Here is a 25816-nt window from a genome sequence, read left to right as displayed (position 1 = left end):
CCGCCGCCACGGGGTTCGCGCCGCGTCGACTTCATCCGCGTCGACTTCATTGATCAGAAAGGAATCGCCCCATGAAATACCGCCGTCTGGGTTCCAGCAACCTGCGCGTTTCGCCCCTGTGCCTGGGCACCATGATGTTCGGCGAACAAACGCCGGACGACGAGGCCGCGCGCATCGTTGCGTCGGCGCGTGACCATGGGGTGAACTTCATCGATACGGCCGACGTCTACAACGAAGGCCGCTCGGAACAGGTGGTGGGCAAGCTGCTGCAAGGGCAGCGCCACGACTGGGTGCTGGCCAGCAAGATCGGCAACGTGGTGGGCAAGGGCCCGAACCACTCGCATTATTCGCGTCAGTGGCTGATGCGCGGCGTTGAGCAAAGCCTGACGCGCATGGGCACGGATTTCATGGACATCCTGTACCTGCACCGCGACTTTCACGAAGAAAACCTGGAAGAAGCGCTGTGGGCGCTGGGCGACCTGATTCGCGCGGGCAAACTGCGCAGTTTTGGCCTGTCGAACTTCCGGGGATGGCGTATTGCCGAGGTGATGCGGCTATGCGAAAAGATGGGCGTGCCGCAGCCGGTGGTGTGCCAGCCGTACTACAACATGCTGAACCGCGGCCCTGAAGTTGAAATCTTGCCCGCTTGCAAGCACTACGGGCTGGGCGTCGTGCCTTACAGCCCCATCGCGCGCGGCGTGCTCACGGGCAAGTATCTGCCGGGCCAGGCGCCTGCCGCCGATACCCGTGCCGGGCGTGGCGACCGCCGCATGCTGGCAACGGAATTTCGTGAAGAGTCGCTACAGATCGCCCAGCAGCTGGTGCAGCACAGTGCCACGCGCGGCGTGCAGCCGGGCCATTTTGCCACCGCCTGGGTGTTGGCGAATCCGATCATTACCGGCGTGATCGCCGGCCCGCGCACGCTGGCGCAAATGGAAGACTATTACGCCGCGCTGGACGTCACCATCACGCCCGAAGACGAAGCCATCGTAGACGGCTGGGTCGTTCCGGGCCACGCGTCCAGCCACGGCTACAACGACCCGAACTACCCGTTCTTCGGTCGCCCCGTCGCCGGCGCCTGATCAGGCCGGCGCTGCCGCAGCCGGTGCGCGCACCGGTTCGCCGGCGATGCCGTGCAGCATCATCTGCTCGACCACGGACGCAATGCCCAGCCGCGCGACGCGCCCGCGTCGTTCGGCGTCCACCATGCTGGTCAGCACGCCGATGAACATTTCCGTCAGCGCCGCCGCCGTGATGTCCACGCGGAAGGCGCCTTCGCGCTGCCCGCGCAAAAAGAACGCATCCAGCGATTCCTGGTAGCCCGACCAGCTGTTCATGATGTCGGGCTGCTGCTCGTTGTCGGGCTTCCAGTTGTACATCAGGAACGCAGTCAGTTCCTTGTGCGCCATGTTCTGGTGGATCAGCGTGTGCAACGCCTCGCGCGGCGGCGCGGTATCCAGATGCGAATCCGCCAACGCCTTCTTCATAACGTGCGCGCAATGCGTGGTAAGCCGCAGGACCAGTTGGTCCCGCGTCTGACAGAAGCGGTATAGCGTCGCCTTGCTGACGCCCACGGCCTTGGCCAGTTCCTGCAACGTGGCGCGCGGCTGGTCCACCATCGCCAATGCCAACGCCACTAAAAACCGCTCGTGCCCTTGCCCAGCTTCGTCCGCCATTGCTTGCCCCATTCTGTGTGTCCGATCCCCATTGCCGCGTATTGGAGCATGCGAGATTCAGCTTGTGCAAACTTTTGCGATTTTGACAAGTCTTGCCTTTTAAAACCTTCTTAATGATCTTTTGATAATCAAATGAATCTTTATTGATTCAAATCAATCGTTCAGGTAGCATCCGCAGCTTGGTGAAAAAACAGTGCCGCGGGGCGCAAGGTAAAAAATGAAGAATCAATTGAAGCGGCGCTTGCCCTTGACGGTATTGGGTTCGGTGTTGGCGATGGCCTTGGGCCTGGCCGGTTGCGGCGGTGAAAACCCCAGCCAGGCCCAGGCCGACACGCCACGCGCGGTGCAGGTGGTGCAGGTGCAACCGCAGCGCTACGCGCTGTCCAGCACCTTGCCGGGTCGCGTGGAGCCGGTGCGCGTGGCCGAAGTGCGTGCCCGCGTGGCCGGCATTGTGCTGTCACGCAACTTCGAGGAAGGCGCGGATGTGAAGGCCGGCGACGTGCTGTTCCGCATTGACCCGGCGCCGTTCAAGGCCGCGCTGTCGCGCGCCCAGGGCGAACTGGCCAAGGCCGATGCCGCCGTGGCCGACGCGCAAGCCATCCTGAAACGCTATACGCCGCTGGTGAAGATCGAAGCCGTCAGCCAGCAGGACTTCGACACCGCCACCACCACGCTGAAAAGCGCGCAGGCCGCGCGCCGGTCCGCGCAGGCCGATGTCGAAACCGCCCAGCTGAACCTGGATTACGCCACCGTCAAGGCGCCGATTTCCGGCCGCATCGGCCGGGCGCAGGTGACCGAAGGCGCGCTGGTCGGCCAGAACGAAGCCACCGTCATGGCAAAGATCCAGCAACTGGACCCCATCTACGTCGACTTCAACCAGCCCGTGGCCGACATGCTGCGCATGCGCGCGGCGTTGCAGAACGGCAGCCTGGGGCAGGGCGAGGGCGCAAGCATCTCGATCACTGTCGACGGTACGGACCAGAAACGCAGCGGCAAGCTGCTGTTCTCGGATATCGCAGTGGACCGAACAACCGGCCAGGTGTCGGTGCGCGGCGAGTTCGCCAACCCCGATGTGTTGCTGTTGCCCGGCATGTATGTGCGGGTGGAAACACAGCAGGGCGTGGACCCCAACGCCATCCTGGTGCCGCAGCGCGCGGTCACGCGCAGCACCGACGGCAAGCCGCAGGTGATGTTGGTGGGCAAGGACGATGTGGTGGAGTCGCGCCCCGTGCAGACTGGCACGATGCGCGGCTCGGACTGGCATATCGTCGACGGTCTGGCGGCGGGTGACCGCGTCATCGTGGGCGGCGTGTCAGCCGCCGTGCCGGGCCAGAAAGTCAGCGTGGCGCCGGCGGCCGAACAAGAACGTGTCGCGGCGGCAAAGCCGGCTACAGACCCGGCTTCCGCCCCGGCCGCGAACTAAGCAGCTGCCCGTGCCCCGCGTGCATACCCAAAGGTAAATCATGTCCAAGTTTTTTATTGGCCGCCCCAATTTTGCATGGGTGGTGGCCATCTTCATTTCGCTGGCGGGCCTGTTGGCGATTCCGTCGCTGCCGGTCTCGCAGTTTCCGGTGGTGGCGCCACCCCAGGTGACGATTGCCGCCACCTATCCCGGCGCGTCGGCTTCGGTGCTGGTCGATTCGGTGACCAGCGTCATCGAAGAAGAGCTGAACGGCGCCAAGAACATGCTGTATTACGAGTCGTCCAGCAGTTCCAGCGGCAGCGCTGAAATCACCGTGACCTTCGAACCGGGCATGGACCCGGACCTGGCGCAGGTGGACGTGCAGAACCGCATCAAGAAGGCCGAAGCGCGCCTGCCGTCAGCCGTGACGCAGCAGGGCTTGCAGGTGGAGCAGGCCAGCTCGAACTTCCTGATGATCTACGCCCTGACGTACAAGGGCGAAGACGCGCACAAGGACGTGGTGGGCTTGTCCGACTACGCCGCGCGCCACATCAACAACGAAATTCGCCGTGTCAAAGGCGTGGGCAAGGTGCAGTTCTTTGGCGCCGAAGCGGCCATGCGCGTGTGGATCGACCCGCAGAAGCTGCTGGGCGTGGGCCTGTCGGTGGCGGACGTCAATGCGGCCATCGCGGCGCAAAACGTGCAGGTGCCGGCCGGCAGTTTTGGCAGCCGCCCGGGGTCGCCCGAGCAAGAGCTGACGGCCACGCTAGCGGTGAAGGGCATGCTGGATTCGCCCGAAGAGTTTGGCAACATCGTGCTGCGCGCGAACGCGGACGGCTCGGTGGTGCATCTGTCGGACGTGGCGCGGCTGGAAGTCGGCCGCCAGAGCTATGACTTTGAAACCCGTTTGAACGGCAAGAAGTCGGTGGGCGCGGCGGTGCAGCTGGCCCCGGGCGCCAACGCCATCGACACGGTCAAGGCCGTGAAGGCGCGCTTGCAGGAATTGTCCGCCTCGTTCCCCGAGGACGTTGAATTCTCGGTGCCGTTCGATACGTCGCAGTTCGTCAGCGTGGCCATCACCAAGGTGGTGCACACCTTGCTGGAAGCCATGGTGCTGGTGTTCCTGGTGATGTTCCTGTTCTTGCAGAATTTCCGCTACACGCTGATTCCCACCATCGTCGTGCCGGTGTGCCTGCTGGGCACGTTCGCGGTGATGTCGGTGCTGGGCTTCTCGGTCAACATGATGACCATGTTCGGCATGGTGCTGGCCATCGGCATCCTGGTGGACGACGCCATCGTGGTGGTCGAAAACGTGGAACGCATCATGGCCGAAGAGGGCCTGCCGCCGCGTGAGGCCACCATCAAGGCGATGGAGCAGGTGTCGGGCGCCATCGTCGGTATCACGTTGGTGTTGTCCGCCGTGTTCCTGCCGCTGGCCTTCATGAGCGGTTCGGTCGGCGTGATCTACCAACAGTTTTCGCTGTCGTTGGCGGTGTCGATCCTGTTCTCTGGCTTCTTGGCGCTGACCTTCACGCCCGCCTTGTGCGCCACGTTCCTCAAGCCCATCCCCAAGGGCCACCACGAAGAAAAGAAGGGCTTCTTTGGCGGCTTCAACCGCATGTTCAACCGCCTGACCGGCCGCTTCGAAGCCTTGAACTCGCGCCTGGTCAAGCGCACCGGCCGCTATATGGTGATCTACGTCGCCATCGTGGCGGTGCTGGCCGTGCTGTATGTGCGCGTGCCGGAATCCTTCGTGCCGGCCGAAGACCAGGGCTACGTCATCGTGGACGTGCAGTTGCCCCCGGGCGCCACCTACAAGCGCACCGACAAGGTCGTGGCGGACGTCGAGCAGCACCTGATGTCGCTGGACGCAATGGGCGACGCCTTCACCGTGATGGGCTTCAGCTTTTCGGGCACCGGCCAGAACGCGGGCATTGCCTTTCCCACGCTGAAGGACTGGTCCGAGCGTGGCAAGGGCCAAGCCGCGTCCGATGTGGCCGCAAGCGTGAACCAACGCTTCGCGGCGATTGATGACGGCTCGATCATGGCGGTGAACCCGCCGCCCATCGACGGCCTGGGTAATTCGGGCGGCTTTGCGCTGCGCCTGCAAGACCGGGGCGGGCTGGGACGCCAGGCGCTGACCGATGCGCGCAACCAGCTGCTGGCCAAGGCCAACAGTTCGCCTGTTATCGCGTACGCCATGATGGAAGGCCTGGCCGACGCGCCGCAGTTGCGCCTGGACATTGACCGCCAGAAGGCCGAGGCGCTGGGCGTGGGTTTTGACACGATCAGCACCGCGATCTCGTCGGCGTATGGCTCGGCCACCGTCAACGACTTTGCCAACGCCGGGCGCTTGCAGCGCGTGGTGGTGCAGGCCGACGTGCGCGACCGCATGACGCCCGAAAGCATCCTGATGCTGAACGTGCCGAACAAGTCGGGCGGCATGGTGCCCTTGTCGGCCTTCGTCAAGACCGATTGGGAAAATGGCCCGGTGCAGATTTCTCGCTACAACGGCTACCCGGCGTTCAAGATCGCGGGCGACGCGATGCCGGGGCACAGCACGGGCGAGGCCATGGCCGTCATTGAAAAGATCGTTTCCGAATTGCCCAATGGCATCGGCTACGAATGGACGGGCTTGTCCTATCAGGAAAAGTTTGCCGGGGCGCAGGCGCCCATGTTGTTTGCGCTGGCCTTCCTGGTGGTGTTCCTGCTGATGGTCGCGCTGTACGAAAGCTGGGCCATTCCGGCGTCCGTGATGTTGATCGTGCCGATCGGCGCGCTGGGTTCGGTGTTGGCGGTGACGGTGCTGGGCATGTCCAACGACGTGTACTTCAAGGTGGGCCTGATCACCATCATCGGCCTGGCGGCCAAGAACGCGATCCTGATCGTGGAGTTTGCCAAGAGCCTGCTTGAACAGGGTCACTCGCTGGCGGACGCCGCCATCCAGGCCGCCAAGCTGCGTTTTCGCCCCATCGTGATGACGTCGCTGGCGTTCATCCTGGGCGTGGTGCCGCTGGCGCTGGCCAGCGGTGCGGGCGCGGCCAGCCAGCGCGCCCTGGGCGTGGGCGTGATCGGCGGCATGCTGACCGCCACCTTGCTGGGTGTGATTTTCGTGCCCATTTTCTTTGTCTGGGTGCTGTCGCTGCTGCGCAAGAAAGGTGGGCAGCCCGCCCCGGACGCCTTGCCCGCCCAGCGCGCGACCCAGGAGTGAACGTGATGATGCAAACTTTTTATCCCCGCAGCCTGGGCGCGCTGCTGTTGACGGCGGCGCTGGCCGGGTGCTCGATGGCGCCGGTCTACCAGCGGCCGGATGCGCCGGTTCCGACCCAGTTCCCGGCTGACGGCAACCCGGCTGGCCAGGCATCGGACGGGGCTTCGGCCAATGCCGCCCCCTCCGCCGCCGGCACGCTGGATTGGCAGACTTTCGTCACCGACGATGCGTTGCGTCAGCTGGTGGCCCTGGCATTGGACAACAACCGTGACCTGCGCCAGGCGGTGTTGAATATCGAAGCGGCCCGCGCGCAGTACCGCATCGAGCGCGCCGACCGGCTGCCGGGTATCAACGCGCAAGGCTCGGGCACGCGCCAGCGGGTGCCGGGCGACCTGAACAGCACGGGCAGTTCCGCCGTGCAAAGCAGCTACCAGGCCGGCATCGGGCTGACCTCGTTCGAGATCGACCTGTTCGGCCGCGTGCGCAGCCTGTCGGATGCGGCGCTGCAAACGTATCTGGCCACCGAGGAAACCGCGCACGCCACGCGCATCAGCCTGGTGGCCGAGGTGATCCAGGCGTATCTGACGCGTGACAGCGCGATGCGCAAGATGCAGCTCACCGAACAAACGCTGGCCAGCCGCGAGGCGTCGCTCAACCTGATCGTCAAGCGGCGCGAAGCCGGCACCGCCACGGCGCTGGATTATCAGGAAGCGCTGGGCCTGACCGAGCAGGCGCGCGCCGAACGCGAGCGCATGGAACGCGAAGTGCGCCAGGCAGGCAATGCGCTGGGCCTGTTGGTGGGCGTGAACGACCTGCGTCCGTATCTGCCCGCGCAGCTGGCCACGTCCAACGTGTTGGTGCAGAACATCGCGGCGGGCGCGCCGTCCGAATTGCTGGAGCGCCGGCCGGACATTCTGGCCGCCGAACACGAGCTGCGTTCGCGCAATGCCAGCATCGGCGCGGCGCGCGCGGCGTTCTTTCCCAGCATCACGCTGACCGGCCTGTACGGCTCGTCCAGCGCGGACCTGTCCAACTTGTTCGACGGCGGGCAGCGCGCCTGGTCGTTCATGCCGCAGATCACCTTGCCGATCTTCTCGGGCGGGCGCAATGTGGCCAACCTGGACCTGGCGACGGTGCGCAAGGACATCGCGGTGGCCAAGTACGAAGCCACCATCCAGACGGCATTCAAGGAAGTGGCCGATGCCCTGGCCGCCACCGACACCCTGCAACGCGAGGCCGCGTCGCGCCGCGCCTTGGCCGAGTCCAGCCAGGAAGCGATGCGCTTGTCTGAGGCGCGGTATCGCGGCGGCGTCGACAGCCATTTGCGCTATCTGGACGCGCAGCGCAGCGCCTTCACCGACCAGTTGACGTACATCGACATCAGCACGCAGCGGCAGATTGCGCTGGCGACCTTGTTCAAGGCGCTGGGTGGCGGCTGGCCCTGACGTGTCGGCGGGTTCGCCCGCCGTCCTCACGCCTTGCGCCATCCCGCGCCGGGAATCGGCGGCGCCGTGTTGCCGGTGGCTTCGGTCACCGGCTTGCCGCGTCCGATCAGCCAGGCGCACCATGCCGAGACCGCGCCGGCGAACAGCACGTACAGGCAGATCAGCCACGGCTGCCCGCCGCCCGTCTTGAGCAGCGCGGTGGCGATGATGGGCGTGATGCCGGACGCGAAGATACCCGAGAACTGATAGACGAACGAAATCCCGGTGTAGCGGACCTTGGCGTCGAACAGCTCGCAGAACAGCGCTGCCTCGGGGCCGTACACGGCGGCGTAGAAGATGCCGAACGGGATGATGATGGCCAGCCAGATCAGCATGACGCTGCCCTGGCTGTTCAGCATCAGCCAGAAGCCGGGGAAGGACGCCAGCGCGGTAATCAGCGAGCCCCAGAAGTACACGCGGGTGCGACCGATGCGGTCGGACAGGCGGCCGAAGAACGGAATGAAAAAGCACATCACCAGCGCGGCGGCCATCACACCCGTCAGCGCCTCGGTGCGCGTGATCTGCACGGTTTGCGTCAGGTACGAAATCGAAAATACGCCAAACACATTGAAGAACACGCCGTCGATATACCGCGCGCCCATGCCTTTGAAGACGTTGCCCGGGTAACGCTTGAGCATGTCGAAAAACGGAATGCGGCTTTCGGCATTGTTGGCCTTTACCGCCGTGAACTCGGGCGTTTCCTTGATGTTCAGCCGGATGTACATGCCCACCATCACCATGGCGGCGGACGCCAGGAAGGCAATGCGCCAGCCCCAGGCCATGAACTGTTCGTCGGTCAGCAAGGTGGACAAGAGCGCCACGGTGCCCGAGGCCAGGCACAGGCCGATCGCCAGGCCGATCTGCGGCAGCGACGCGTAAAAGCCCTTTTTGCCCGGTGGCGCGTATTCATAGGCCATCAACACCGCGCCGCCCCATTCGCCGCCCAGGCCGATGCCCTGGAACACGCGCAGCAGCAGCAACAGGATGGGCGCCCATAGCCCGATGGTTTCGTAGGTGGGCACCAGGCCGATCAGGAAGGTGGACACGCCCATGATCATCAGCGTCATCACCAGCATGCTCTTGCGCCCGATGCGGTCGCCAAAGTGGCCGAAGATCAGCCCGCCCAGCGGCCGCGTCACAAAGCCCACCGCGAAGGTGGTGTAGGCCAGCATGGTGGATACCAGCGGGTCGCCCGTGGGGAAGTACAGCTTGTTGAACACGATGCCGGCCACGACACCGTAAAGAAAGAAGTCGTACCACTCGATGGTGGCGCCGATCAACGATGCGGTGACGACCTTGCGTACCGCGGCTTCGTTTTGCTTGGACATTGCAGTCTCCTTTGGTGAAGGCGGGGGCGCTTCTGTTGTCGCCCGCGTGCCGGTCTGACTTCAGGTTCGTCGTTCACATCCTTGTTGATTGCTTAAAGCGCGCGGCCGCAAAATCAGCCGCCAGTACATCAAGCCGCGACCAGATCCGCCCGCCGCCGCGCCAGCTTGAAATCCTCCAGCATGAAATCCGCCGCGCGTTCGGCCAGCATCACCACGGGCGCGTTGGTGTTGCCCGATACCAGCGTGGGCATCACCGAACAGTCCACCACCCGCAGGCCCTGCACGCCGTGCACGCGCAGGCGTTCGTCAACCACCGCCAGCGGGTCGCTGCGCGGACCCATCTTGGCGGTGCCCGATGGGTGAAAGATGGTGGCGCCGTATTCGCGGCAGAAATGCAGGATCTCGTCGTCGGTGCGTACGTTGGGACCGGGCCGGAATTCGCGCTTCATCAGCGACGCCAGCGGTTCGGTTGCGGCCAATAGCCGCGCATGCTTGACGGCGGCCACGGTCATGCGGCGGTCCAATTCCGTGGACAGGTAGTTGGGCTGCATCGACGGCGGTTCGAACGGGTCGGCCGCGCGCAGCCGCACGTAACCGCGCGATGACGGGCGCAACTGGCAGACCGAATACGTGCATCCGGAAAAGGGGTGCACCTTGCCGCCGGCCATGTCGGCGGACAAGGTGGCGAAGTGGTATTGCGTGTCCGGCGTGCGGCTGGCGGGGTCGACCCGGCAGAACAGTCCGCCCTGATTGATGCCGACCGCCAGCGGGCCGCTTCGGAACAGCAGCCATTGCAAGCCCATGCCCACGCGCCCGTGCAGGCTGCGCAGCTGGTCGTTGGTGGTGATGGGCCGGGTGGTTTGGTAGATCAGGCGGATCTGAAGATGGTCTTGCAGGTTTTCGCCCACGCCGGGCAGGTCGCGCACGACGCGGATGCCGAACTGGCGCAGCAGCGCGGCCGGGCCCACGCCGGACAGTTGCAGCAGCTGGGGCGATTGCAGCGCGCCCGCGCACAGCACCACTTCGCGCCGCGCGCGCAGCGTGCGCACTTGCCCGCCTTGCCGGTATCGCACCCCGCAGGCGCGTCCGCCTTCGAACAGGATGGCCATGGCATGCGCATCGGTTTCCACGCGCAGATTGGGCCGGTCCCGCGCGGGCCGCAGATAGGCCACGGCGGTGGAGCAGCGGCGGCCGCGCCGCGTGGTCAGCTGGTAGTAGCCCACGCCTTCTTGCTCGCCCGTGTTGAAGTCCTGCACGGGGGGCACGCCCATCGTCCGCGCGGCGGCGATCATCGCTTCGACCAGCGGGTGGGGCGTCTTGATGGACGTGGCGCTCAAGGGGCCGTTCACGCCCCGGGTCGGCCCCGCGCCCAGGTCGTTGTCTTCCAGTTTGCGAAAGTAGGGCAGGCAGTCGTCCCAGCCCCAGCCGGGGTTGCCCGCCCGTTCCCAGGCGTCGTAGTCGGCGCGCTGGCCACGAATGTAGATCAGGCCGTTGATGGCGCTGGAGCCGCCAAGCGTGCGGCCGCGCGGCCAGTAGATGCGCCGGCCCAGCATGTTGGGATCGGGGTCGGTGTAGTAGCCCCAGTTCACCACTTTGTGGAACATGGTCTTGCCGTAGCCGATGGGGATGTGGATCCACGGGTAGGTATCCCGGGGGCCCGCTTCCAGCAGGCAGACGGCGTGCGCGCCATTGGCGCTAAGCCGATTGGCCATCACACATCCGGCCGAGCCGGCGCCCACCACGATGACATCCACGGTATCGGACATATCGCCTTGTCTCCCTGTCGTCGCATCGCCGTCGCGACTGACGTCACCGTGTTCGCAAGCGATGGTGACGGCGCGTTTTCCCTGCTTGTCGCGGCGGGACGCACTTATATACTGGTTTGATCCGGCCGGTTTGCGTTGCGCACCCGGCTGGCATCTGTGGCGATTCTAGGAAGCAGGCGCGTACAACAAAGCACAACACGCGTGGGGGCGGACAAATGGAACGGAACATGCAACTTCGGTTTCAAAATCGCAGTGCAGCATCGGCGCCGGAGCCGTCGGGGTCCGGGCAGCAGCAGCACCAACATCAACAGCAAGAGGCAGCACGCTCGTTACGGGCGTTGCTGGTGCTGGACCATCTTGCGCGCGCCCAGCATCCGCCCACGTTGGCGCAGCTGGCACAGCGGCTGGACATGCCCAAGACCACCTTGATGCGCTTGCTGGCGGCGATGCAGCGCGCCGGCTTCGTGGCGGCCACGCCGACCGAGCAGGGCTATGTGCCGGGGCCGCAAGCCACATCGCTGGCGCTGGCCACGCTGAGCGCCTCGGCGTTCACCCGGGCCTGCCGTGCCGTGCTGGCGCAGCTGGTGGGCACGCTTGGCGAAACCTGCAACTTGACCGCGCCTGACGGCGACCGCGTGGTCTATATGGAACGCGTGGAAACGTCGGAGCCCCTGCGGCTGTTCTTCGCGGTGGGCAGCCATGTGCCGATGCACTGCACCGCCAGCGGCAAGCTGTTTCTGGCGTCAATGAACCGGCTGGAACGAAGCCGGGTGCTGGCGCGGCTGCCGCTGACGCGCAACACGCCGCGCACCTTCACGGACCCGACGAAGCTGGACGAGGAACTGGAGCGCCTGGCCGCGCGCGGCATCGGCATCGATAACGAGGAATTCGTGCGCGGCATGAGCGCGGTGGCGGTGCCGATAAGAGACGCCGAGGACCGCGTGGTGGCGGCGGTGGCCTGCCACGCGCCCACGGCGCGCGTGATGCTGGATGACTTGCTGCGCGCTGTGCCGGTGCTGCAACGCGCGGCGCAGTCGCTGCACGAGGTGCTGGCGCTGCATCGCCCGGGCGTGTGACGCTGCGTTGCGGCATCGGCGGACGCGAGGGTCTGTGCGGCGACAGCCCCGTCGCAAGGCCCTTCGATGCTTGCGCGCCGGACGGCTACACGGTGATGGGCGAGGCCGCCCGGCGCCGCGACACGCTTTCCCACACGGCCACCAACACCATGATCAGCGTGGTCAGCCCGCCCACCATCAGGTTGTCGGTAACGGTAGACACCGGCGCCAGCACCGCCAGCAATACCAGCCCGGCCAGGTGCGATAACGGAAAGCGCGCGTACACCACCGTCTTGTAGATGCCGTTGCCCAGCAGGTACAGCGCCGGCCCGCCCAGCAATGCGGCGGCCGCCGGCGTGGTGATGCGGCCATCGGGGTGCAGGATGACCAATTCGTTGGCCACCGCCGACACGATCACGCCCGCGATCAAAATCACGTGCACATAGTGAAAGATGGCGCCCATGCGGCCCGGGTCGCTGGAATGCACGATGGCGTGGCTGCCGTCCTTGCTGCTGGTGTCGAAATACACCCACCACATGGCCGCCGTTCCCAGGAAGGCGGCCAGCAGCGCGATCAGCGTGGGGATGTCCCAATGGCCACGGTCGCCCAGCGTGGCGCCCGTGATCAACAACGTTTCGCCCAACGCCACGATGACGAACAGCTGGCAGCGTTCGGCAATATGGCCGCCCTCGATGGTCCAGTCGCTGGTGTAAGAGCGGCCCATGCCGGGCAGGCGGAACCCGAACATGGGCGAAATATATTCGCAGGCCACGGCTGCTATCCACAGCACCAGGCGCGCCTCGCCGGAGGCCAGGCCGCCCGCGATCCACAACACCGCCGAGATGCACAGCCAGCCCAGCATGCGGCGGAAGTTGTCGGCCAGCGGATGGTTGCGCCCCAGGTGCAGCACGATGAACACCGTGCGCCCGACCTGGATCAGGGCGTAGCAGATGGCGAAGATCAGCCCGTTTTCCCCGAACGCGTCCGGCAGCACGGCGGCGGCGATCAGGCCGACCAGCATCACCGCGAACAGCATGACGCGCATGGGGATGGCGTCGGGGTCGAACCAGTTGGTGACCCAGCACGTGTACTGCCATCCCAGCCAGACGGCGAACCACAGCACCAGCGCGTGCACCGCGCCTATCAAGGTCAGGTCATGCAGCAGGCTGTGCGAGAGCTGGGTGACGGCAAAGACGTAGACCAGGTCAAAGAACAGCTCGACGAAGGTGACGCGGGCTTCATGGCCGTCTCGGCGGCGAAGCAGCGTGGCGCTGGCTAGAAAAGTCATGGCGGGCGCTTCCTGTAAAAAGGCGCGCTGCCAGAGTACTGCAAGGCCCGGCGGGCAATTGCAAAACTTATCAAAGGCCACGTGGGCCAGTGCGTCCGCCTGCGGGCCGCTGCGGATCAGTGCGTCATCTTGCCGCCGCTGACCATCCAGCGCGTACCGTAGCGGTCCACCAGCGCGCCGTATGCCTCGGCCCAGAACGTTTTTTGCAGCGGCATGGTTACGTTGCCGCCTTCGGCCAGTTGGTCAAATACCCGCTGGGCATCCGACACTGTCGGGTACAGCAGCGCCAGCGCCATGCCTTTCTTGCCTGTGTACGGGTGGCCGCTGGTGGCGTCGCTGCCCAGCAGCGTCTGCTCGTCCAGCGCCAGCCGGGCGACCATGATGCGGTCGGCGTCCTCGGGGGACAGGGCGGGCATGGCGGCATCGGCGGGCGCGTCGGCGTAGCGGATCAGGGCGTCAAGGCGTCCGCCCAGCACGCGTTCGTAAAAGCGCATGGCGTCGGCGCAGTTGCCGTCAAAGCTGAGATAGGCGGATAGCTGGGGCATGATGGTTCCTGGTTCTACGGCGGACAGCTGCAAGAAACGCCGTCGCACTATGATGGAAGGCCCGACCCGCAATACCGCACGGCCCGGCAACCTACGCACTGTAGCCGGTTGGGAAGGATGCCGGGCGGCTTCATAAAGGAATGGCGACATGAGCACGGTCAAACTGCTGACGGACGACGAGGTCCGCAAAAGCCCCGAAGCGTGGGCGGTGTTTGAAGACATCCGATCCACGCGCAAGTCGGACTTCGTGAACAACTTCTGGCGCGCGCTGGCCAACGACCCGGCGCAATTGCAGCGCGTGTGGTCGCAGCTTAAACAGGTCATGGTCGCCGAGGGCGAACTGCCGCCTGTGGTGCGCGAGATGATCTACATTGCCGTGTCCACGGCCAACGGCTGCTCTTACTGCGTGCATTCGCATACGGCCTCCGCCAAGGCCAAGGGAATGACCCCCGGCCAGCACGCCGAACTGCTGGCGGTGATCGGCATGGCGGCGCAGACCAACGCCATGGTGACGGCCATGCAGGTGCCGGTGGACGCCGCCTTCGACATCAAATAGGAGCCGGCCATGGCGCTGATTCCGCTGTTTCCCTTATCCAACGCGCTGTTTCCCGCCGGCGTGCTGCACCTGCGCATCTTCGAGGTGCGCTATCTGGATATGATCCGCCGCTGCATCGCGGAGGGCAGCGAGTTTGGCGTGGTGGGTTTGCTGGCTGGTAGCGAAGTGCGTTCGCCAGAGGGCGTTGAGACGCTGGCGCCGGTCGGCACGCTGGCGCGCGTGGTGGCGTGGGAGGCGCCCATGCCCGCGTTGCTGCAAGTGCGCTGTATTGGCGGCAGCCGGTTCCGGCTGTTGTCCAGCAAGGTGGCAAAATACGGCCTGTGGATGGGCCAGACCGAGCCCATCGCCGACGACCCGCCCACGCCCGTGCCGGCGTCCATGCAGCCCAGCGCCGACGCCTTGGGACGGCTGGTGGCGCAATGGCAGCAAGAGGGCGTGCCGCCAGACAGGATGCCGCTTGCGCCGCCGTTCCGGCTGGACGACAGCGGCTGGGTGGCGGATCGCTGGTGCGAACTGCTGCCCTTGCCGCCGGACGACAAGGCCCGGCTGCTGGGCCTTGCGGACCCGGTGGCGCGGCTGGCGGCGGTTCAGGATCTGCTGCGTGGCCAGGGGCTGACGTAGCACTGCTTGGCAAGATAAACCAATTGGACACCATGGAAATCAGGATTGACGAGGGCCTGCGAGCCTATATAGACCCTTTGACCGAAGACGAGCACGAGGCACTGGAGCGCAGCCTGCTTGCCGAGGGCTGCCGCGATGCGCTGGTGCTGTGGGGCGACCTGCTGGTGGACGGCCACAACCGTTATGCCTTGTGCAAGAAGCACGGCATCGAATTTCAGACGCGTCAGAACACCACGTTCAAGTCGATGGAAGACGTGCACCTGTGGATGATTGAAAACCACCTTGGCCGACGCAGCGTGTCGGACTTCCAGCGCGGCGTGCTGGCGCTGCGCAAAAAAGAAATCCTGCTGGCGCGCACGCCGCCGGAAGCCGCGACGCCGCCGGAAGGCGAAGCGGAGGACGGGTCCCCGCCCTGGGACGAATCCGACGCGCCGCCCAGCGTGGATGGCGCGCCGCGCCTGCCGCCCAATATCTCGTGGACGCCGCCCGTGCCCAGCCGCCAGGCGTTGGCGCGCGCCGCGCGCATCAGCAGCAATACGCTGGGCCAGATCGAAAAAATCCAGAAGGACGCTGCGCCCGAACTGGTGCGCGCCGTGAAAGAGGGCGCCATTTCGATCAACGCGGCGGCGGCGGTGGCCTCGTTGCCGGCCGAGCGTCAGGCCGCGGCGGTGGCCGGCGGCAAGAAAGAGCTGCAACAGGCCGCCCGCGAAGTGCGTCTGGCCAAGGCCCCGCCGCCGCGCGAAGCCCCGCCCGAAGTCCCCATCGAGCACATCGCGGATCTGCCCGCCGAGGTGGCCCGCTTGCGCGGAGTGTTGGCGCGCGTGACCGAAGAACGCGATCAGTTGAAAAAGAAGGTCATGCACCTGACGATCGCGCTGTCCGAGGCGCGGGGCGCCAGCAATGGCGGGGATGATTGACCGGCATGGGTCGGGGTTGATCAGGGCAAGGGATAACCCTTAACGTCTGGATATAAGAAAAAAATTCGTGGTCCGCTGGGAATTTATATCGTTTTGAGGAAAGGCGGCCGGGGCCTTGTAATGCGTATTCGCTTAACCGCTAGACGCATTCACCCCCATCGACTTTCTTATGACTCCCATCGGATTTCGCATTCTTTCCCGGTCGGCCCCGGCCGTGGCCGCCGACGTGCTGGCCGGCTTTGCCGACATCGGCTCGGCCCAGATCAGCGACTGCATGAACCGCCTTTACGGCGTGGCGGACTTGCGTCCGATGCACGGCGGCACGCGCCGCATGGTCGGCCTGGCGCTGACCGTGAAGACGCGGCCGGGCGATAACCTGATGATCCATCAGGCAATTTCCATGGGCGGGGCAGGCGACGTCATCGTGGTCGATGGCGCCGGCGACACCAGCAACGCGCTGGTCGGTGAACTGATGATGATGGATGCGCAGTCGCGCGGCATCGCGGGCTTTGTCATCGACGGCGCGGTGCGCGATGTGGACGTCTTCGGCCAGGGTGAATTTGGCTGCTTCGCGCGCGGCGTTGCGCACAAAGGCCCCTACAAGGACGGCCCGGGCGAAATCAATGTGGCGGTATCGGTCGGCGGGCAGGTGGTCCACGCCGGGGATGTCGTCGTGGGCGATGCCGATGGCGTGGTGGTGATTCCCGCCGAACACGCGGCCGCCGTGCTGGCACTGGCGCAAAAGAAAGAAGCCGACGAAGCCGTCGCCAAGCAAAAGCTGCGCGCGGGCACGTACACCAAACCCTGGTTGGCCAAGACCATTCTTGAAAAAACCGGGGGTGCACAATGAGCATCATTGCCGACCGCATCAAGCGCATCAAGCTGTCGCCCAGCGTTGCCGCGCGCGCCATCATTGCGCAGCTGCGCGAACAGGGCCGTCGCATCATCGACCTGACCATAGGCGAGCCTGATTTTTCAACGCCCGAACATATCCGCCAGGCGGCCACCGCCGCGATGAACCGGGGCGAAACCAAGTACCCGCCCGCGCAGGGCACCGTGGCGTTGCGCCGGGCCGCGCGCGCGCAGTTGCAAGACGCAACGGGCGTGGACTATCCGGTGGGGCAGATCATCGTCAGTACCGGCGCCAAGCAAGTGATTTTCAACGGCCTGGCCGCCACGCTCAATGACGGCGACGAGGTCCTGATTCCCGCGCCGTTCTGGGTGTCGTACCCGGATATGGTGCTGGTCAATGGCGGCGTGCCGGTGGCGGTGACGACGTCTCCCGCATCGGACTACAAGGTCACGCCGCAGGCGCTGGAAGCCGCCATCACGCCGCGCACCAAGTGGCTGATGATGAACGCGCCCAGCAACCCCACGGGGTCGGTCTATACCGCCGAGGAATTGCGCGGGCTGACCGATGTGCTCAAGCGCCATCCGCACGTGTGGTTGATGACGGACGACATCTACGCCCGCCTGAATTTCACGGGCGAGCCCACGGTGCATCCGTTGCAGGTGGCGCCCGAGCTGGCCGATCGCACGCTGGTGGTCAACGGCGTGTCCAAGGCGTACGCCATGACGGGCTGGCGCATCGGCTATGGCGCCGGGCCCGACGAATTGATCAAGGCGATGGCGATACTGCAATCGCAAAGCACGTCCGGCGCGTCGTCCGTCAGCCAGGCGGCGGCGCTGGAAGCGCTGTCCGGTCCGCAGGACTGCGTGGCGGAATTTGCGCGGATCTTCCAGCAACGCCGCGACCTGGCCGTGGCCGAGTTGGCCGGCGCGCCGGGGCTGACCATCGTGGTGCCGCAAGGCGCGTTCTATGTGTTCCCGGATTGCTCGGGCCTGCTGGGCAAGAAGACGCCCTCGGGCGAGGTGATCGCCAGCGACACCGACTTGACGCATTACCTGCTGCGCGAAGCGGGGGTGGCCGTGATCGACGGCAACGCCTATGGCGCGCCGGGCACGTTCCGTTTGTCGTTCGCGGCATCGATGGACGATATCAAGCAAGGATGTTCCGCGATCCGCGAGGCCTGCGCCAAGCTGTCGTGAATGCCGTTTGACCAACACAACATACAAGGGGAATCATCCATGAAACGTCATACTTTTTTTGCAGCGTGCCTGGGCCTGGCCACGTTGGCCGTCGGCGCTGCCGCGCAAGCAGATCAGGTCGACGACATCAAGGCGCGCGGCGAACTGGTTTGCGGCACGCTGGGCACGTCGCAGCCGTTCAGCTTCCAGGACGGCGCCACGCGCCAGTTGGTGGGCTATGACGTAGACGTGTGCAAACTGGTTGCCGACAAGCTGGGCGTGAAGATCAGCTACAAGCTGCTGTCGGTGGCGGCGCGCGTGCCGGAACTGAACGAAGGGCGCGTGGACATCCTGGCCGCCAACCTGGGTTATTCGCCGGATCGCGCCGAACAGATCGCGTTCAGCCACGCCTACTACGTCAGCCCGCAAAAGCTGCTGGTGCGCAAGGATTCGGGCTTTGATTCGATTGACGCGCTGAACGGCCGCCGCATCGGCGCCACCAAGGGTTCCAGCTCGGAACGCGAGATCAAGCGCATCCTGAACAAGTCGCAGGTGATTGGTTATGGCGACAGTTCGGCCACGTATCTGGCCTTGCAGCAAAAGAAGGTGGACGCGCAGTTTGCCTCTGAACTGGTGCTGGTGCGGCTGGTGCTGCAAAGCCCGCCCACGGCGCCCGTCAGCGTGATTGCCAAGTCGGTGTTCGACGAACCCTGGGGCCTGGGCGTGCGCAAGTCCGAGCCGCGCATGCTGCAAACGGTGAACCAGGCCCTGGACGACGCCGAAAGCTCGGGCGCGGCCGCCAAGCTGTTCGACAAGTGGTTCGGCCCGACCACCCCCTACAAGCTGGAGCGCGGTTTCAAGATCGGCCCCATCGCCGGCTGATGCCCGCGCAACCGCCAGGGGCCGACGCTTTATGAGCCTGCTAGACGCTTCCCAATACCAGCTGCTGTTCAGCGGCATGGTGGTCACCGTGCAACTGTTCTTCGTTGCGTGGGTCATGGCCTTTGCCATCGCGGTGACGCTGGTGGTGGTGCGCGCCACCAACCTGGCGCCGTGCCGCTGGGTGGTGGACGCGTATGTCGAATACCACCGCAACGTGCCGCTGTTGGTGCAGGTATTGTTCTGGTATTTCGGCATGCCCGAGCTGCTGCCCGAAGGGCTGCGAATGTGGCTCTACGATCACAACGCCGAGATGTCGCTGGCGGCGATTGCGCTGGCGCTGGGCTCGGCCGCCTACATCGCCGAGGACATCCGCAGCGGCCTGCGCGCCATACCGTGGACGCAGTTCGAGGCGGCGCGCGCGCTGGGCGCGAGCTACCTGCAATGCATGCGCTTCGTGATCGTGCCGCAGGCGCTGCGCATTTCCATTCCGCCTTTGGTCGGCCGCGCGTTGCTGCTGTTCAAGAACACCAGCGTCGCGATGGCGATCGGCGTGATGGAGCTGACCTACCAGGCGCGCGAGATCGAAAACGAAACCTATCGCACCTTCGCCACTTTCGGCGCGGCAACGATCATGTACCTGCTGGGATCGTTCCTGATCATGGCGGTGGGGTCGCGCATCTACGCCCGTTATCGTTTGAATCGCGGAGGCCACGGTGCTTGATCTGCTGTCGCAATACTGGCCGACGCTGCTGGTCGGCCAATACCCCAACGGGCCCCTGGGCGGTCTGGCGCTGACGCTGATCCTGGCGGCGCTGGGGCTGCTGATGTCCTTGCCGCTGGCGCTGCTGATTGCGCTGGCCCGCGTCAGCCCGTTCGGCGCGCTGCGCGTTGCCAGCAAGGCGCTGGTCAACATGGTGCGCGGCATGCCGCTGCTGATGCTGATCTTCTGGGCGTACTTCGTGGTGCCCAAGCTGACGGGGCAGGTGGTCAGCGGTTTCTGGACGCTGATTTTTGCGCTGGTCGTCTACGAAAGCGCCTATCTGTCGGAGGTGATCCGGTCGGGCATCGAGGCGGTGCCGCGCGGCCAGATCGAGGCGTCCCGGTCGCTGGGCGTGGGTTACTGGACCACGATGCGCAAGGTGGTGCTGCCGCAGGCGCTGTTCAACGTGTTGCCCAGCATGACCAGCCAGTTCGTGTCCACGATCAAGGAAACGTCGCTGGGCTACGTCATCAGCGTCAATGAACTGACGTTTGCCGCCAACCAGATCAACAACCTGGTGCTGACGCAGCCGCTGCAAGTATTCGGCATCCTGGCCATCATCTATTTCCTGGTGTGCTTCAGCCTGAGCCGCGGCTTGAGCTGGCTGGACCTGCATATCCGCCGCTCGCGCGCCATGGCTTAACGGAAAGAATCATGATCAAGCTTGAAAAAGTGAACAAGTGGTATGGCGACCATCACGTGCTCAAGGATGTCGACCTGTCGGTAGCGCGTGGTGAAGTGCTGGTGGTGTGCGGGCCGTCGGGTTCGGGCAAGTCGACGATGATCCGCACGGTGAACCGGCTGGAACCCATCGAAAAAGGCCGCATCCTGATCGATGGGGCCGACATCTACCAAAAGGGCGCCAACCTGAATGCGCTGCGCCAGAAGATCGGTTTCGTGTTTCAGCAGTTCAACCTGTTTCCGCACATGAGCGTGCTGGAAAACGTGATCTTCGCGCCGGTCAACATCCGCAAGCAGCCGCGCAAGCAGGCGGTGGAATTGGCGCGTGCCTTGCTGGAACGGGTCGGGCTGTTGAACAAGATCGATGCCTATCCGGGTTCGCTGTCGGGTGGTCAGCAGCAACGCGTGGCGATTGCCCGTGCGTTGGCGTTGCAGCCGCCGGTGATGTTGTTCGACGAGCCGACCAGCGCGCTGGACCCGGAAATGGTGGGCGAGGTGTTGCAGGTGATGAAGGGCTTGGCCAAGGACGGCATGACGATGGTCTGCGTGACACACGAAATGGGTTTCGCGCGCGACGTCTGTGACCGCGTCGTTTTCATGGATGGCGGCGAGATCCTGGAGGTGGACACGCCCGAGCGGTTTTTCAGCGCGCCGTCGCATCCGCGCGCGCAGCGCTTCCTGGCCGACATCCTGCATCCGCGCGGCTAGCGCCGCCTGCCGCGATGGTAATGTGAGGGTTTCCATGCGTTTCGCCTCGACCACCGCGATGTACACCCTTAAACAGCTAGAGGCTTTTTACTGGAGCTCCGAACTTGGCAGCTTCAGCGCATCTTCCCGAAAACTGCACACGACCCAATCGGCGGTGGCCAAGCGGGTGGGCGAACTCGAAGCCTTTGCGGGCTCGCCCTTGTTCGAGCGGCGCGCCAAGAAACTGGTGATGACGCCGCAAGGCCGCAAGCTGTTCGAACTGGCGCGCGAGATGCTGGACCTGAACAGCCGCATCGTGCAGAACATGGCCGACCCCGCCAGTTTCGAAGGCGTGGTGCGGCTGGGCGTGACCGAACTGGTCGGCATGACGTGGCTGGCGCGGCTGATCAACCAGATCAGCCAGCGCTATCCGCGCGTGCAGCTGATGCCCGAGATCGACGGTGGCATCACGCTGTACGAACGGCTGGAACAAGACCAGTTGGACCTGGCCATCATGCCGGGGCCTTTCTGGAGCTACCAATACGACTGCACGCACCTGGGCGCCGTCACCAACGTCTGGATGGCCAGCCCCGCGCTGGACATTGATTTTCAGGCGCGCTTGTCACCCCAGGACCTGGCGCCGTATCCGGTGATTTCGCAGCCGACCAATTCCGCGCTGTCGCATCTGTATGACGCCTGGTTCGCGGAACAGGGTTTGCCCGTCAAGCGGGTGTTGACCTGCAACAGCCTGGGGATGATGGCGCAGTTGACGATGCTGGGGCTGGGCATCAGCTATCTGCCGGGCGCCTACTTTGCGCCGCTGGTCGAGCGCGGCGCGCTGTGCCAGTTGAATGTGCAGCCCGATCTGCCCACGATCAATTACTACGCGGTGCACAAGAAAAACATCGTCAACCCGATTGTGTCGCGGGTGATCGACATTGCGCGCGAGGAATGCGCGTTTGAAGTGGCGGGGGCATTCCTGCCCCACGTGCCACCCACGCCGCCCGCGGCCTGAGGCGGCCTGCCGGGGCGGGGATGGCGAGGAATGGGACGGGGATGGGCGCGACGGCCGGCGCCGTCTTGCCTTGGATGCCGCCGGATCAGCCGCAGCGAATCGCGGTCATGACGTCTTTGTCATCCACGATCAGGTTCAGGCGGGTGGCGTTGTATTCCATGGTCACGAGTTGACCGGGGCGCAAAATGCGCGCCGTGCTGCTGCCGCTGCGGGTACGCAGGTCTTCCATGGTAGAGGTCGTGGCCTTTTGGCCGATCTGCGATTGCAGCGCGGCCGCATCGCAAGTCTTGGTGCCGTAGCCCGGCATGGCCGAGCCGCCTGCCGACCCGCCATAGGATGAGCCGCCGAAAGTAGAGCCACCGGACGCGCTGGATGCGCCGGAAGAGGAAGACGCGCTGGAGGAGCTGGATGCCGACGACGCGCCGGACGAAGACGTCCCGGTATTGGCGCATGCGGTCAGGCTGGCAATCAGAAGGAAAGGGATCAGCTTGCGGATCATGTAAAGCTCCTTACAACTACTCGACGACGAAAAAGCCATGATAGACCAGCCTTGGCGCGCTGTAATCAGGGATCAGCGAGCACCTGAAATCCGAGCGGTTTTGGCGTTGGTTTGCCCCGTGGGCATGCCGATTCGGGAACTTGACAAGCGCGTGACGTCAATGAAAATTCCGGCTATGCGCCGCCAGGCCGCCCAGCAGGTCGGACAGGTCCACCAGGCGTTGGGCGATCAGGTGGCGGATGCCGTCGACGCTTTGCCAGGTGCCGTAGACGCCCAGCAGTTTGGCCCCGAGTAGTTCGCGGCGTTGGCGTTCGATCAGGTCGGGGCGGACGACGACGTTGACGGGGCCGGTTTCGTCTTCCAGGGTTACGAAGATGACGCCCTTGGAGGTTTGTGGCCGTTGGCGTACGGTGACGATGCCGCAGGCGCGGGCGACGCGTTTGTCGGGGTAGCCGTTCAGGACCTCGGCGGGTTGGAAGTTGCGGGCGGCCAGTTGGGGGCGTAGCAGCGCGACCGGGTGGCTGTGCAGCGTCAGGCCCAGGCTGCGGTAATCGGCGGCCACGGTCTGGCTTTCGGACGGGGCCGACAGCTGGGGGGCTTGCGTTTCGACGATGGCGGCGTCGCGCAGCAGGTCGCGGCTTTGTACGCTGGCGGCGGCTTCCCAGCTGGCTTGGCGGCGGTGGCCGGCCAGCGTGCGCAGCGCGTCGCCGGCGGCCAGCACGTTCAGGTCGTGGCGGTTCAGGGTGGCGCGGCGGGCCAGGTCGCCGGTGTCGGCAAAGGGTGCCTGTGCGCGCGCCTGTTCGATGCGCCGGGCGGCGTCTTCGCGCATGCCTTGCAGCAGGTTCAGCCCCAGCCGCACGGCCGGGCGCGCCTGGTCGGCAGGCGGCGAATGCGGGCGGGGGCGGCGCTGGGCGCCGGGGTGGTCGGCGGGCAGGGTTTCCAGCGCGGATTCCCAGCCGCTGACGGTGACGTCGGCGGGCAGCACACAGACGCCGTGGCGGCGGGCGTCCTGCACCAGTTGGGCGGGGGCGTAGAACCCCATGGGTTGGGAATTGAGCAGGGCGGCCAGGAAGGCCTCGGGTTCGTGGCGCTTGAGCCAGGAACTGAAGTACGCCAGCAGGGCGAAGCTGGCGGCATGGCTTTCCGGGAACCCGTATTCGCCAAACCCCTCGACCTGCCGGAACAGCGCTTCGGCGAATTCCAGCTTGTAGCCGTGCGCCAGCAGGCCGCCCACCAGCTTGATGCGGAATTTGTCCACGCCACCCTTGCGTTTCCAGGCGGCCATGGAGCGGCGCAACTGGTCGGCCTCGCCCGGGGTGAAGCCGGCGGCCACCACGGCAATCTGCATCACCTGTTCCTGGAAGATGGGCACGCCCATGGTGCGGCTGAGCACGCCTCGGACCTTCTCGCTGGGATAGGTTTCGGCTTCCTTGCCCTGGCGGCGGCGCAGGTAGGGGTGGACCATGCCGCCCTGGATCGGGCCGGGGCGCACGATGGCCACCTGCACGACCAGGTCGTAGTATTTGCGCGGGCGCAGGCGGGGCAGCATCGTCATCTGCGCACGCGATTCGATCTGGAACACGCCCACCGTGTCGGCCTCGCAGATCATGTCGTAGGTGGCTTCGTCGCCTTCGGGTATGTCTTGCAGCGCCAGCGGCCGGCCCCGGCGCTGGCCGGCCAGTTCCAGCGTGCGGCGCAGGGCGGACAGCATGCCCAGCGCCAGCACGTCCACTTTCAGCAGTTTCAGCGCGTCCAGGTCGTCTTTGTCCCATTGCACGACGCTGCGGTCCTGCATGGCGGCGTTTTCAATGGGCACCAGCCGCGACAGCTTGCCGCGTGAAATCACAAAGCCGCCGGGGTGCTGCGACAGGTGGCGTGGAAAGCCCATCATGGTTTGCGCCAGCGACGCCCATTGCCGCGCCACGCGCGATTCCGGGTCCAGCCCGCAGGTGCCCAGCGTGCGCAGCATTTCCTTTTTGCCGTCCCACCATTGATGGGCGCGCGCCACCGCGTCGATGACGCCCAGGTCCACGCCCAGTGCGCTGCCGGTGTCGCGCAGCACACTGCGCGGCCGGTACGAAATGACCACGGCGGTCAGGGCGGCGCGGTCGCGTCCGTATTTGTCGTAGATGTATTGGATGACTTCTTCGCGGCGCTGGTGTTCGAAGTCCACGTCGATGTCGGGGGGTTCGTTGCGTTCCTTGCTGATGAAACGTTCAAACAGGTTGTTGCCTCGGGCCGGATCGACGGCGGTGATGCCCAGGCAATAACAGACGGCGGAGTTGGCGGCGGACCCCCGGCCCTGGCACAGGATGCCCTGGCTGCGCGCGTACTGGACGATGTCGTAGACGGTCAGGAAATACGCTTCGTAGTGCAGCTCGCCGATCAGGTCGAGTTCTTTTTCGATCTGGGCTTCGACGTTTTCCGGGACGCCGGCAGGAAAGCGGCGGGCGGCGCCGGCCAGGGTTTCCTGGCGCAGATAAGAGGCGGGCGTGTGGCCGGGCGGCACGACCTCGTCGGGGTATTCGTAGCGCAGCTCGTCCAGCGAAAACGCGCAGCGGCGCGCCACCACCAGGGTCTGCGCCAGCGCGTCGGGCGGATACAGGTTGGCCAGGCGCATGCGGGTGCGCAGATGCTGCTCGGCATTTTCGGACAATTCGTAGCCGCACTGGGCGACGGTCTGGCGGGTGCGGATGCCGGCCAGCGTGTCGTGCAGGGGCTTGCGCGACCGCACATGCATCTGCACCTGGCCCACCGCTACGACGGGCAGCTCGGCCTGGCGGGCGGCGTGTTCGACGGCGGCGCGGTGCTGGTCGTCGCGCGACCGGTACAGCAGGTTCAAGCCGACCCAGGCGCGGTTGGCAAACACGCGTGCCAGCCAGCGCGCCTGCTCGGCCAGGCGGTCGGCGTCGGTGCCGTAGGCGGGCGTCAGGATGGCCAGGCATTCCGGTAACTGGCGCAGGTGTTCGTAGCCCTTGGGCGGGTGGGTCAGGTCTTCGGGGGCCAGCCGGTATTCGCCCTTGGGGGCGCGGGTGCGGGCCAGCGTGATGAGTTCGGACAGGTTGCCGTAGCCTTCGCGGGTTTGCGCCAGCAGGGTCAGGCCCAGGGGGGCGGCGTCGGGCGCGGCGCGCAGCTGGAACGTGGCGCCGATGATCAGCGGCAGCTTCTGGGTCTTGGCCTCCATGTGGGCGCGAACCACGCCGGCCAGCGAGCATTCGTCGGTCAGCGCCAGCGCGGCGTAGCCGAGTTCCGCCGCGCGCGCGACCAGTTCTTCCGGGTGCGAGGCGCCTTGCAGGAAGGAAAAATTCGACTGGCATTGCAGCTCGGCGTAGCCGGGCAGGGTGGCTAACGCAGCGGGGTCGGCGGGGTCGGCCGGGTCGGACGGGTCGTAGGGGTCGTCTTGCATGGGGCCGGC

The 25816-nt window shown here is 65.5% G+C and carries 22 protein-coding genes; 15 read left to right on the top strand and 7 right to left on the bottom strand.

What is annotated here, in order from left to right:
* Positions 1–71: 71 nt before the first annotated feature.
* Positions 72–1082 carry an aldo/keto reductase gene (locus AC6LJY_RS18565; protein WP_314365145.1) on the top strand — a complete coding sequence of 337 codons (1011 nt, stop codon included), beginning with the start codon at positions 72–74 and terminating at the stop codon, positions 1080–1082.
* On the opposite strand, the gene AC6LJY_RS18560 is transcribed toward AC6LJY_RS18565, so the two are convergent.
* Positions 1083–1676: a TetR/AcrR family transcriptional regulator gene (locus AC6LJY_RS18560; RefSeq protein WP_498136521.1), complete on the bottom strand. Its 594-nt coding sequence runs from the start codon at positions 1674–1676 to the stop codon at positions 1083–1085.
* A 217-nt stretch (positions 1677–1893) separates the two neighbouring features.
* On the opposite strand from AC6LJY_RS18560, the gene AC6LJY_RS18555 reads away from it, so the two are divergent.
* From AC6LJY_RS18555 to AC6LJY_RS18545, 3 genes are read left to right on the top strand one after another with little or no spacing between them, the layout of a single operon-like run.
* Positions 1894–3099 carry an efflux RND transporter periplasmic adaptor subunit gene (locus AC6LJY_RS18555; protein ID WP_046807218.1) on the top strand — a complete coding sequence of 402 codons (1206 nt, stop codon included), beginning with the start codon at positions 1894–1896 and terminating at the stop codon, positions 3097–3099.
* 40 nt (positions 3100–3139) lie between these two features.
* Positions 3140–6289, top strand: coding sequence for a multidrug efflux RND transporter permease subunit (locus AC6LJY_RS18550; protein ID WP_219992389.1), 3150 nt, complete (start codon positions 3140–3142; stop codon positions 6287–6289).
* A 5-nt stretch (positions 6290–6294) separates the two neighbouring features.
* The gene (locus AC6LJY_RS18545; protein ID WP_314365151.1) at positions 6295–7734 is read left to right on the top strand and encodes an efflux transporter outer membrane subunit; all 1440 of its coding nucleotides are present in this window, start codon (positions 6295–6297) and stop codon (positions 7732–7734) included.
* A 26-nt stretch (positions 7735–7760) separates the two neighbouring features.
* Here the strand turns inward: AC6LJY_RS18545 and AC6LJY_RS18540 are convergent, their stop codons facing one another.
* Positions 7761–9101, bottom strand: a complete 1341-nt coding sequence (locus AC6LJY_RS18540) for an MFS transporter (RefSeq protein ID WP_485798478.1) — start codon at positions 9099–9101, stop codon at positions 7761–7763.
* Between the two features lie 128 nt (positions 9102–9229).
* Positions 9230–10867 (bottom strand): GMC family oxidoreductase, encoded by a 1638-nt coding sequence (locus tag AC6LJY_RS18535; RefSeq protein ID WP_498136520.1) that lies wholly within the window; start codon positions 10865–10867, stop codon positions 9230–9232.
* Positions 10868–11082: 215 nt separating this feature from the next.
* On the opposite strand from AC6LJY_RS18535, the gene AC6LJY_RS18530 reads away from it, so the two are divergent.
* Positions 11083–11943 (top strand): IclR family transcriptional regulator domain-containing protein, encoded by an 861-nt coding sequence (locus AC6LJY_RS18530; RefSeq protein ID WP_314365158.1) that lies wholly within the window; start codon positions 11083–11085, stop codon positions 11941–11943.
* An 85-nt stretch (positions 11944–12028) separates the two neighbouring features.
* On the opposite strand, the gene AC6LJY_RS18525 is transcribed toward AC6LJY_RS18530, so the two are convergent.
* Together AC6LJY_RS18525 and AC6LJY_RS18520 are read right to left on the bottom strand one after the other, a co-directional pair.
* Positions 12029–13210, bottom strand: coding sequence for a low temperature requirement protein A (locus AC6LJY_RS18525; protein ID WP_498136519.1), 1182 nt, complete (start codon positions 13208–13210; stop codon positions 12029–12031).
* Positions 13211–13326: 116 nt separating this feature from the next.
* A complete protein-coding gene (locus tag AC6LJY_RS18520) occupies positions 13327–13755 on the bottom strand; it encodes a VOC family protein (RefSeq protein ID WP_046807211.1) in 429 nt (142 codons plus the stop codon).
* A gap of 148 nt (positions 13756–13903) precedes the next feature.
* Between AC6LJY_RS18520 and AC6LJY_RS18515 the strand changes: the two genes are divergently transcribed.
* The 10 genes from AC6LJY_RS18515 to AC6LJY_RS18470 all read left to right on the top strand — a co-directional run bounded on the left by AC6LJY_RS18515 (position 13904) and on the right by AC6LJY_RS18470 (position 21902).
* Positions 13904–14311, top strand: a complete 408-nt coding sequence (locus tag AC6LJY_RS18515; RefSeq protein WP_120155341.1) for a carboxymuconolactone decarboxylase family protein — start codon at positions 13904–13906, stop codon at positions 14309–14311.
* A gap of 9 nt (positions 14312–14320) precedes the next feature.
* Positions 14321–14932 carry an LON peptidase substrate-binding domain-containing protein gene (locus AC6LJY_RS18510; RefSeq protein WP_046807209.1) on the top strand — a complete coding sequence of 204 codons (612 nt, stop codon included), beginning with the start codon at positions 14321–14323 and terminating at the stop codon, positions 14930–14932.
* A gap of 32 nt (positions 14933–14964) precedes the next feature.
* The gene (locus AC6LJY_RS18505) at positions 14965–15849 is read left to right on the top strand and encodes a ParB N-terminal domain-containing protein (protein WP_498136518.1); all 885 of its coding nucleotides are present in this window, start codon (positions 14965–14967) and stop codon (positions 15847–15849) included.
* Positions 15850–16018: 169 nt separating this feature from the next.
* Positions 16019–16699 carry an RraA family protein gene (locus tag AC6LJY_RS18500; RefSeq protein WP_498136517.1) on the top strand — a complete coding sequence of 227 codons (681 nt, stop codon included), beginning with the start codon at positions 16019–16021 and terminating at the stop codon, positions 16697–16699.
* Positions 16696–17898 carry an aminotransferase class I/II-fold pyridoxal phosphate-dependent enzyme gene (locus AC6LJY_RS18495; RefSeq protein WP_314365171.1) on the top strand — a complete coding sequence of 401 codons (1203 nt, stop codon included), beginning with the start codon at positions 16696–16698 and terminating at the stop codon, positions 17896–17898. The genes AC6LJY_RS18500 and AC6LJY_RS18495 overlap by 4 nt, the downstream gene beginning before the upstream one ends.
* 39 nt (positions 17899–17937) lie before the next feature.
* Positions 17938–18759 carry an ABC transporter substrate-binding protein gene (locus AC6LJY_RS18490; RefSeq protein WP_219992397.1) on the top strand — a complete coding sequence of 274 codons (822 nt, stop codon included), beginning with the start codon at positions 17938–17940 and terminating at the stop codon, positions 18757–18759.
* A gap of 31 nt (positions 18760–18790) precedes the next feature.
* Complete coding sequence (locus AC6LJY_RS18485; protein ID WP_046807206.1) at positions 18791–19480, top strand: amino acid ABC transporter permease; 690 nt, start codon at positions 18791–18793, stop codon at positions 19478–19480.
* The gene (locus AC6LJY_RS18480) at positions 19473–20162 is read left to right on the top strand and encodes an amino acid ABC transporter permease (protein ID WP_046807205.1); all 690 of its coding nucleotides are present in this window, start codon (positions 19473–19475) and stop codon (positions 20160–20162) included. Before AC6LJY_RS18485 ends, AC6LJY_RS18480 begins: the two co-directional genes overlap by 8 nt.
* An 11-nt stretch (positions 20163–20173) precedes the next feature.
* Positions 20174–20908 (top strand): amino acid ABC transporter ATP-binding protein, encoded by a 735-nt coding sequence (locus AC6LJY_RS18475; protein WP_046807204.1) that lies wholly within the window; start codon positions 20174–20176, stop codon positions 20906–20908.
* 34 nt (positions 20909–20942) lie between these two features.
* Positions 20943–21902, top strand: a complete 960-nt coding sequence (locus AC6LJY_RS18470; protein ID WP_498136516.1) for a LysR family transcriptional regulator — start codon at positions 20943–20945, stop codon at positions 21900–21902.
* Between the two features lie 85 nt (positions 21903–21987).
* Here the strand turns inward: AC6LJY_RS18470 and AC6LJY_RS18465 are convergent, their stop codons facing one another.
* A complete protein-coding gene (locus AC6LJY_RS18465; RefSeq protein WP_046807203.1) occupies positions 21988–22401 on the bottom strand; it encodes an I78 family peptidase inhibitor in 414 nt (137 codons plus the stop codon).
* A gap of 157 nt (positions 22402–22558) precedes the next feature.
* Positions 22559–25807 (bottom strand): error-prone DNA polymerase, encoded by a 3249-nt coding sequence (locus AC6LJY_RS18460; RefSeq protein WP_240434095.1) that lies wholly within the window; start codon positions 25805–25807, stop codon positions 22559–22561.
* Positions 25808–25816 lie beyond the last annotated feature (9 nt).

It is taken from the genome of Achromobacter sp. RT286_PF, assembly GCF_059760425.1.
The sequence above is the reverse complement of the archived record's forward strand: the minus strand, read 5'-3'. Positions and strand labels throughout refer to the sequence as shown.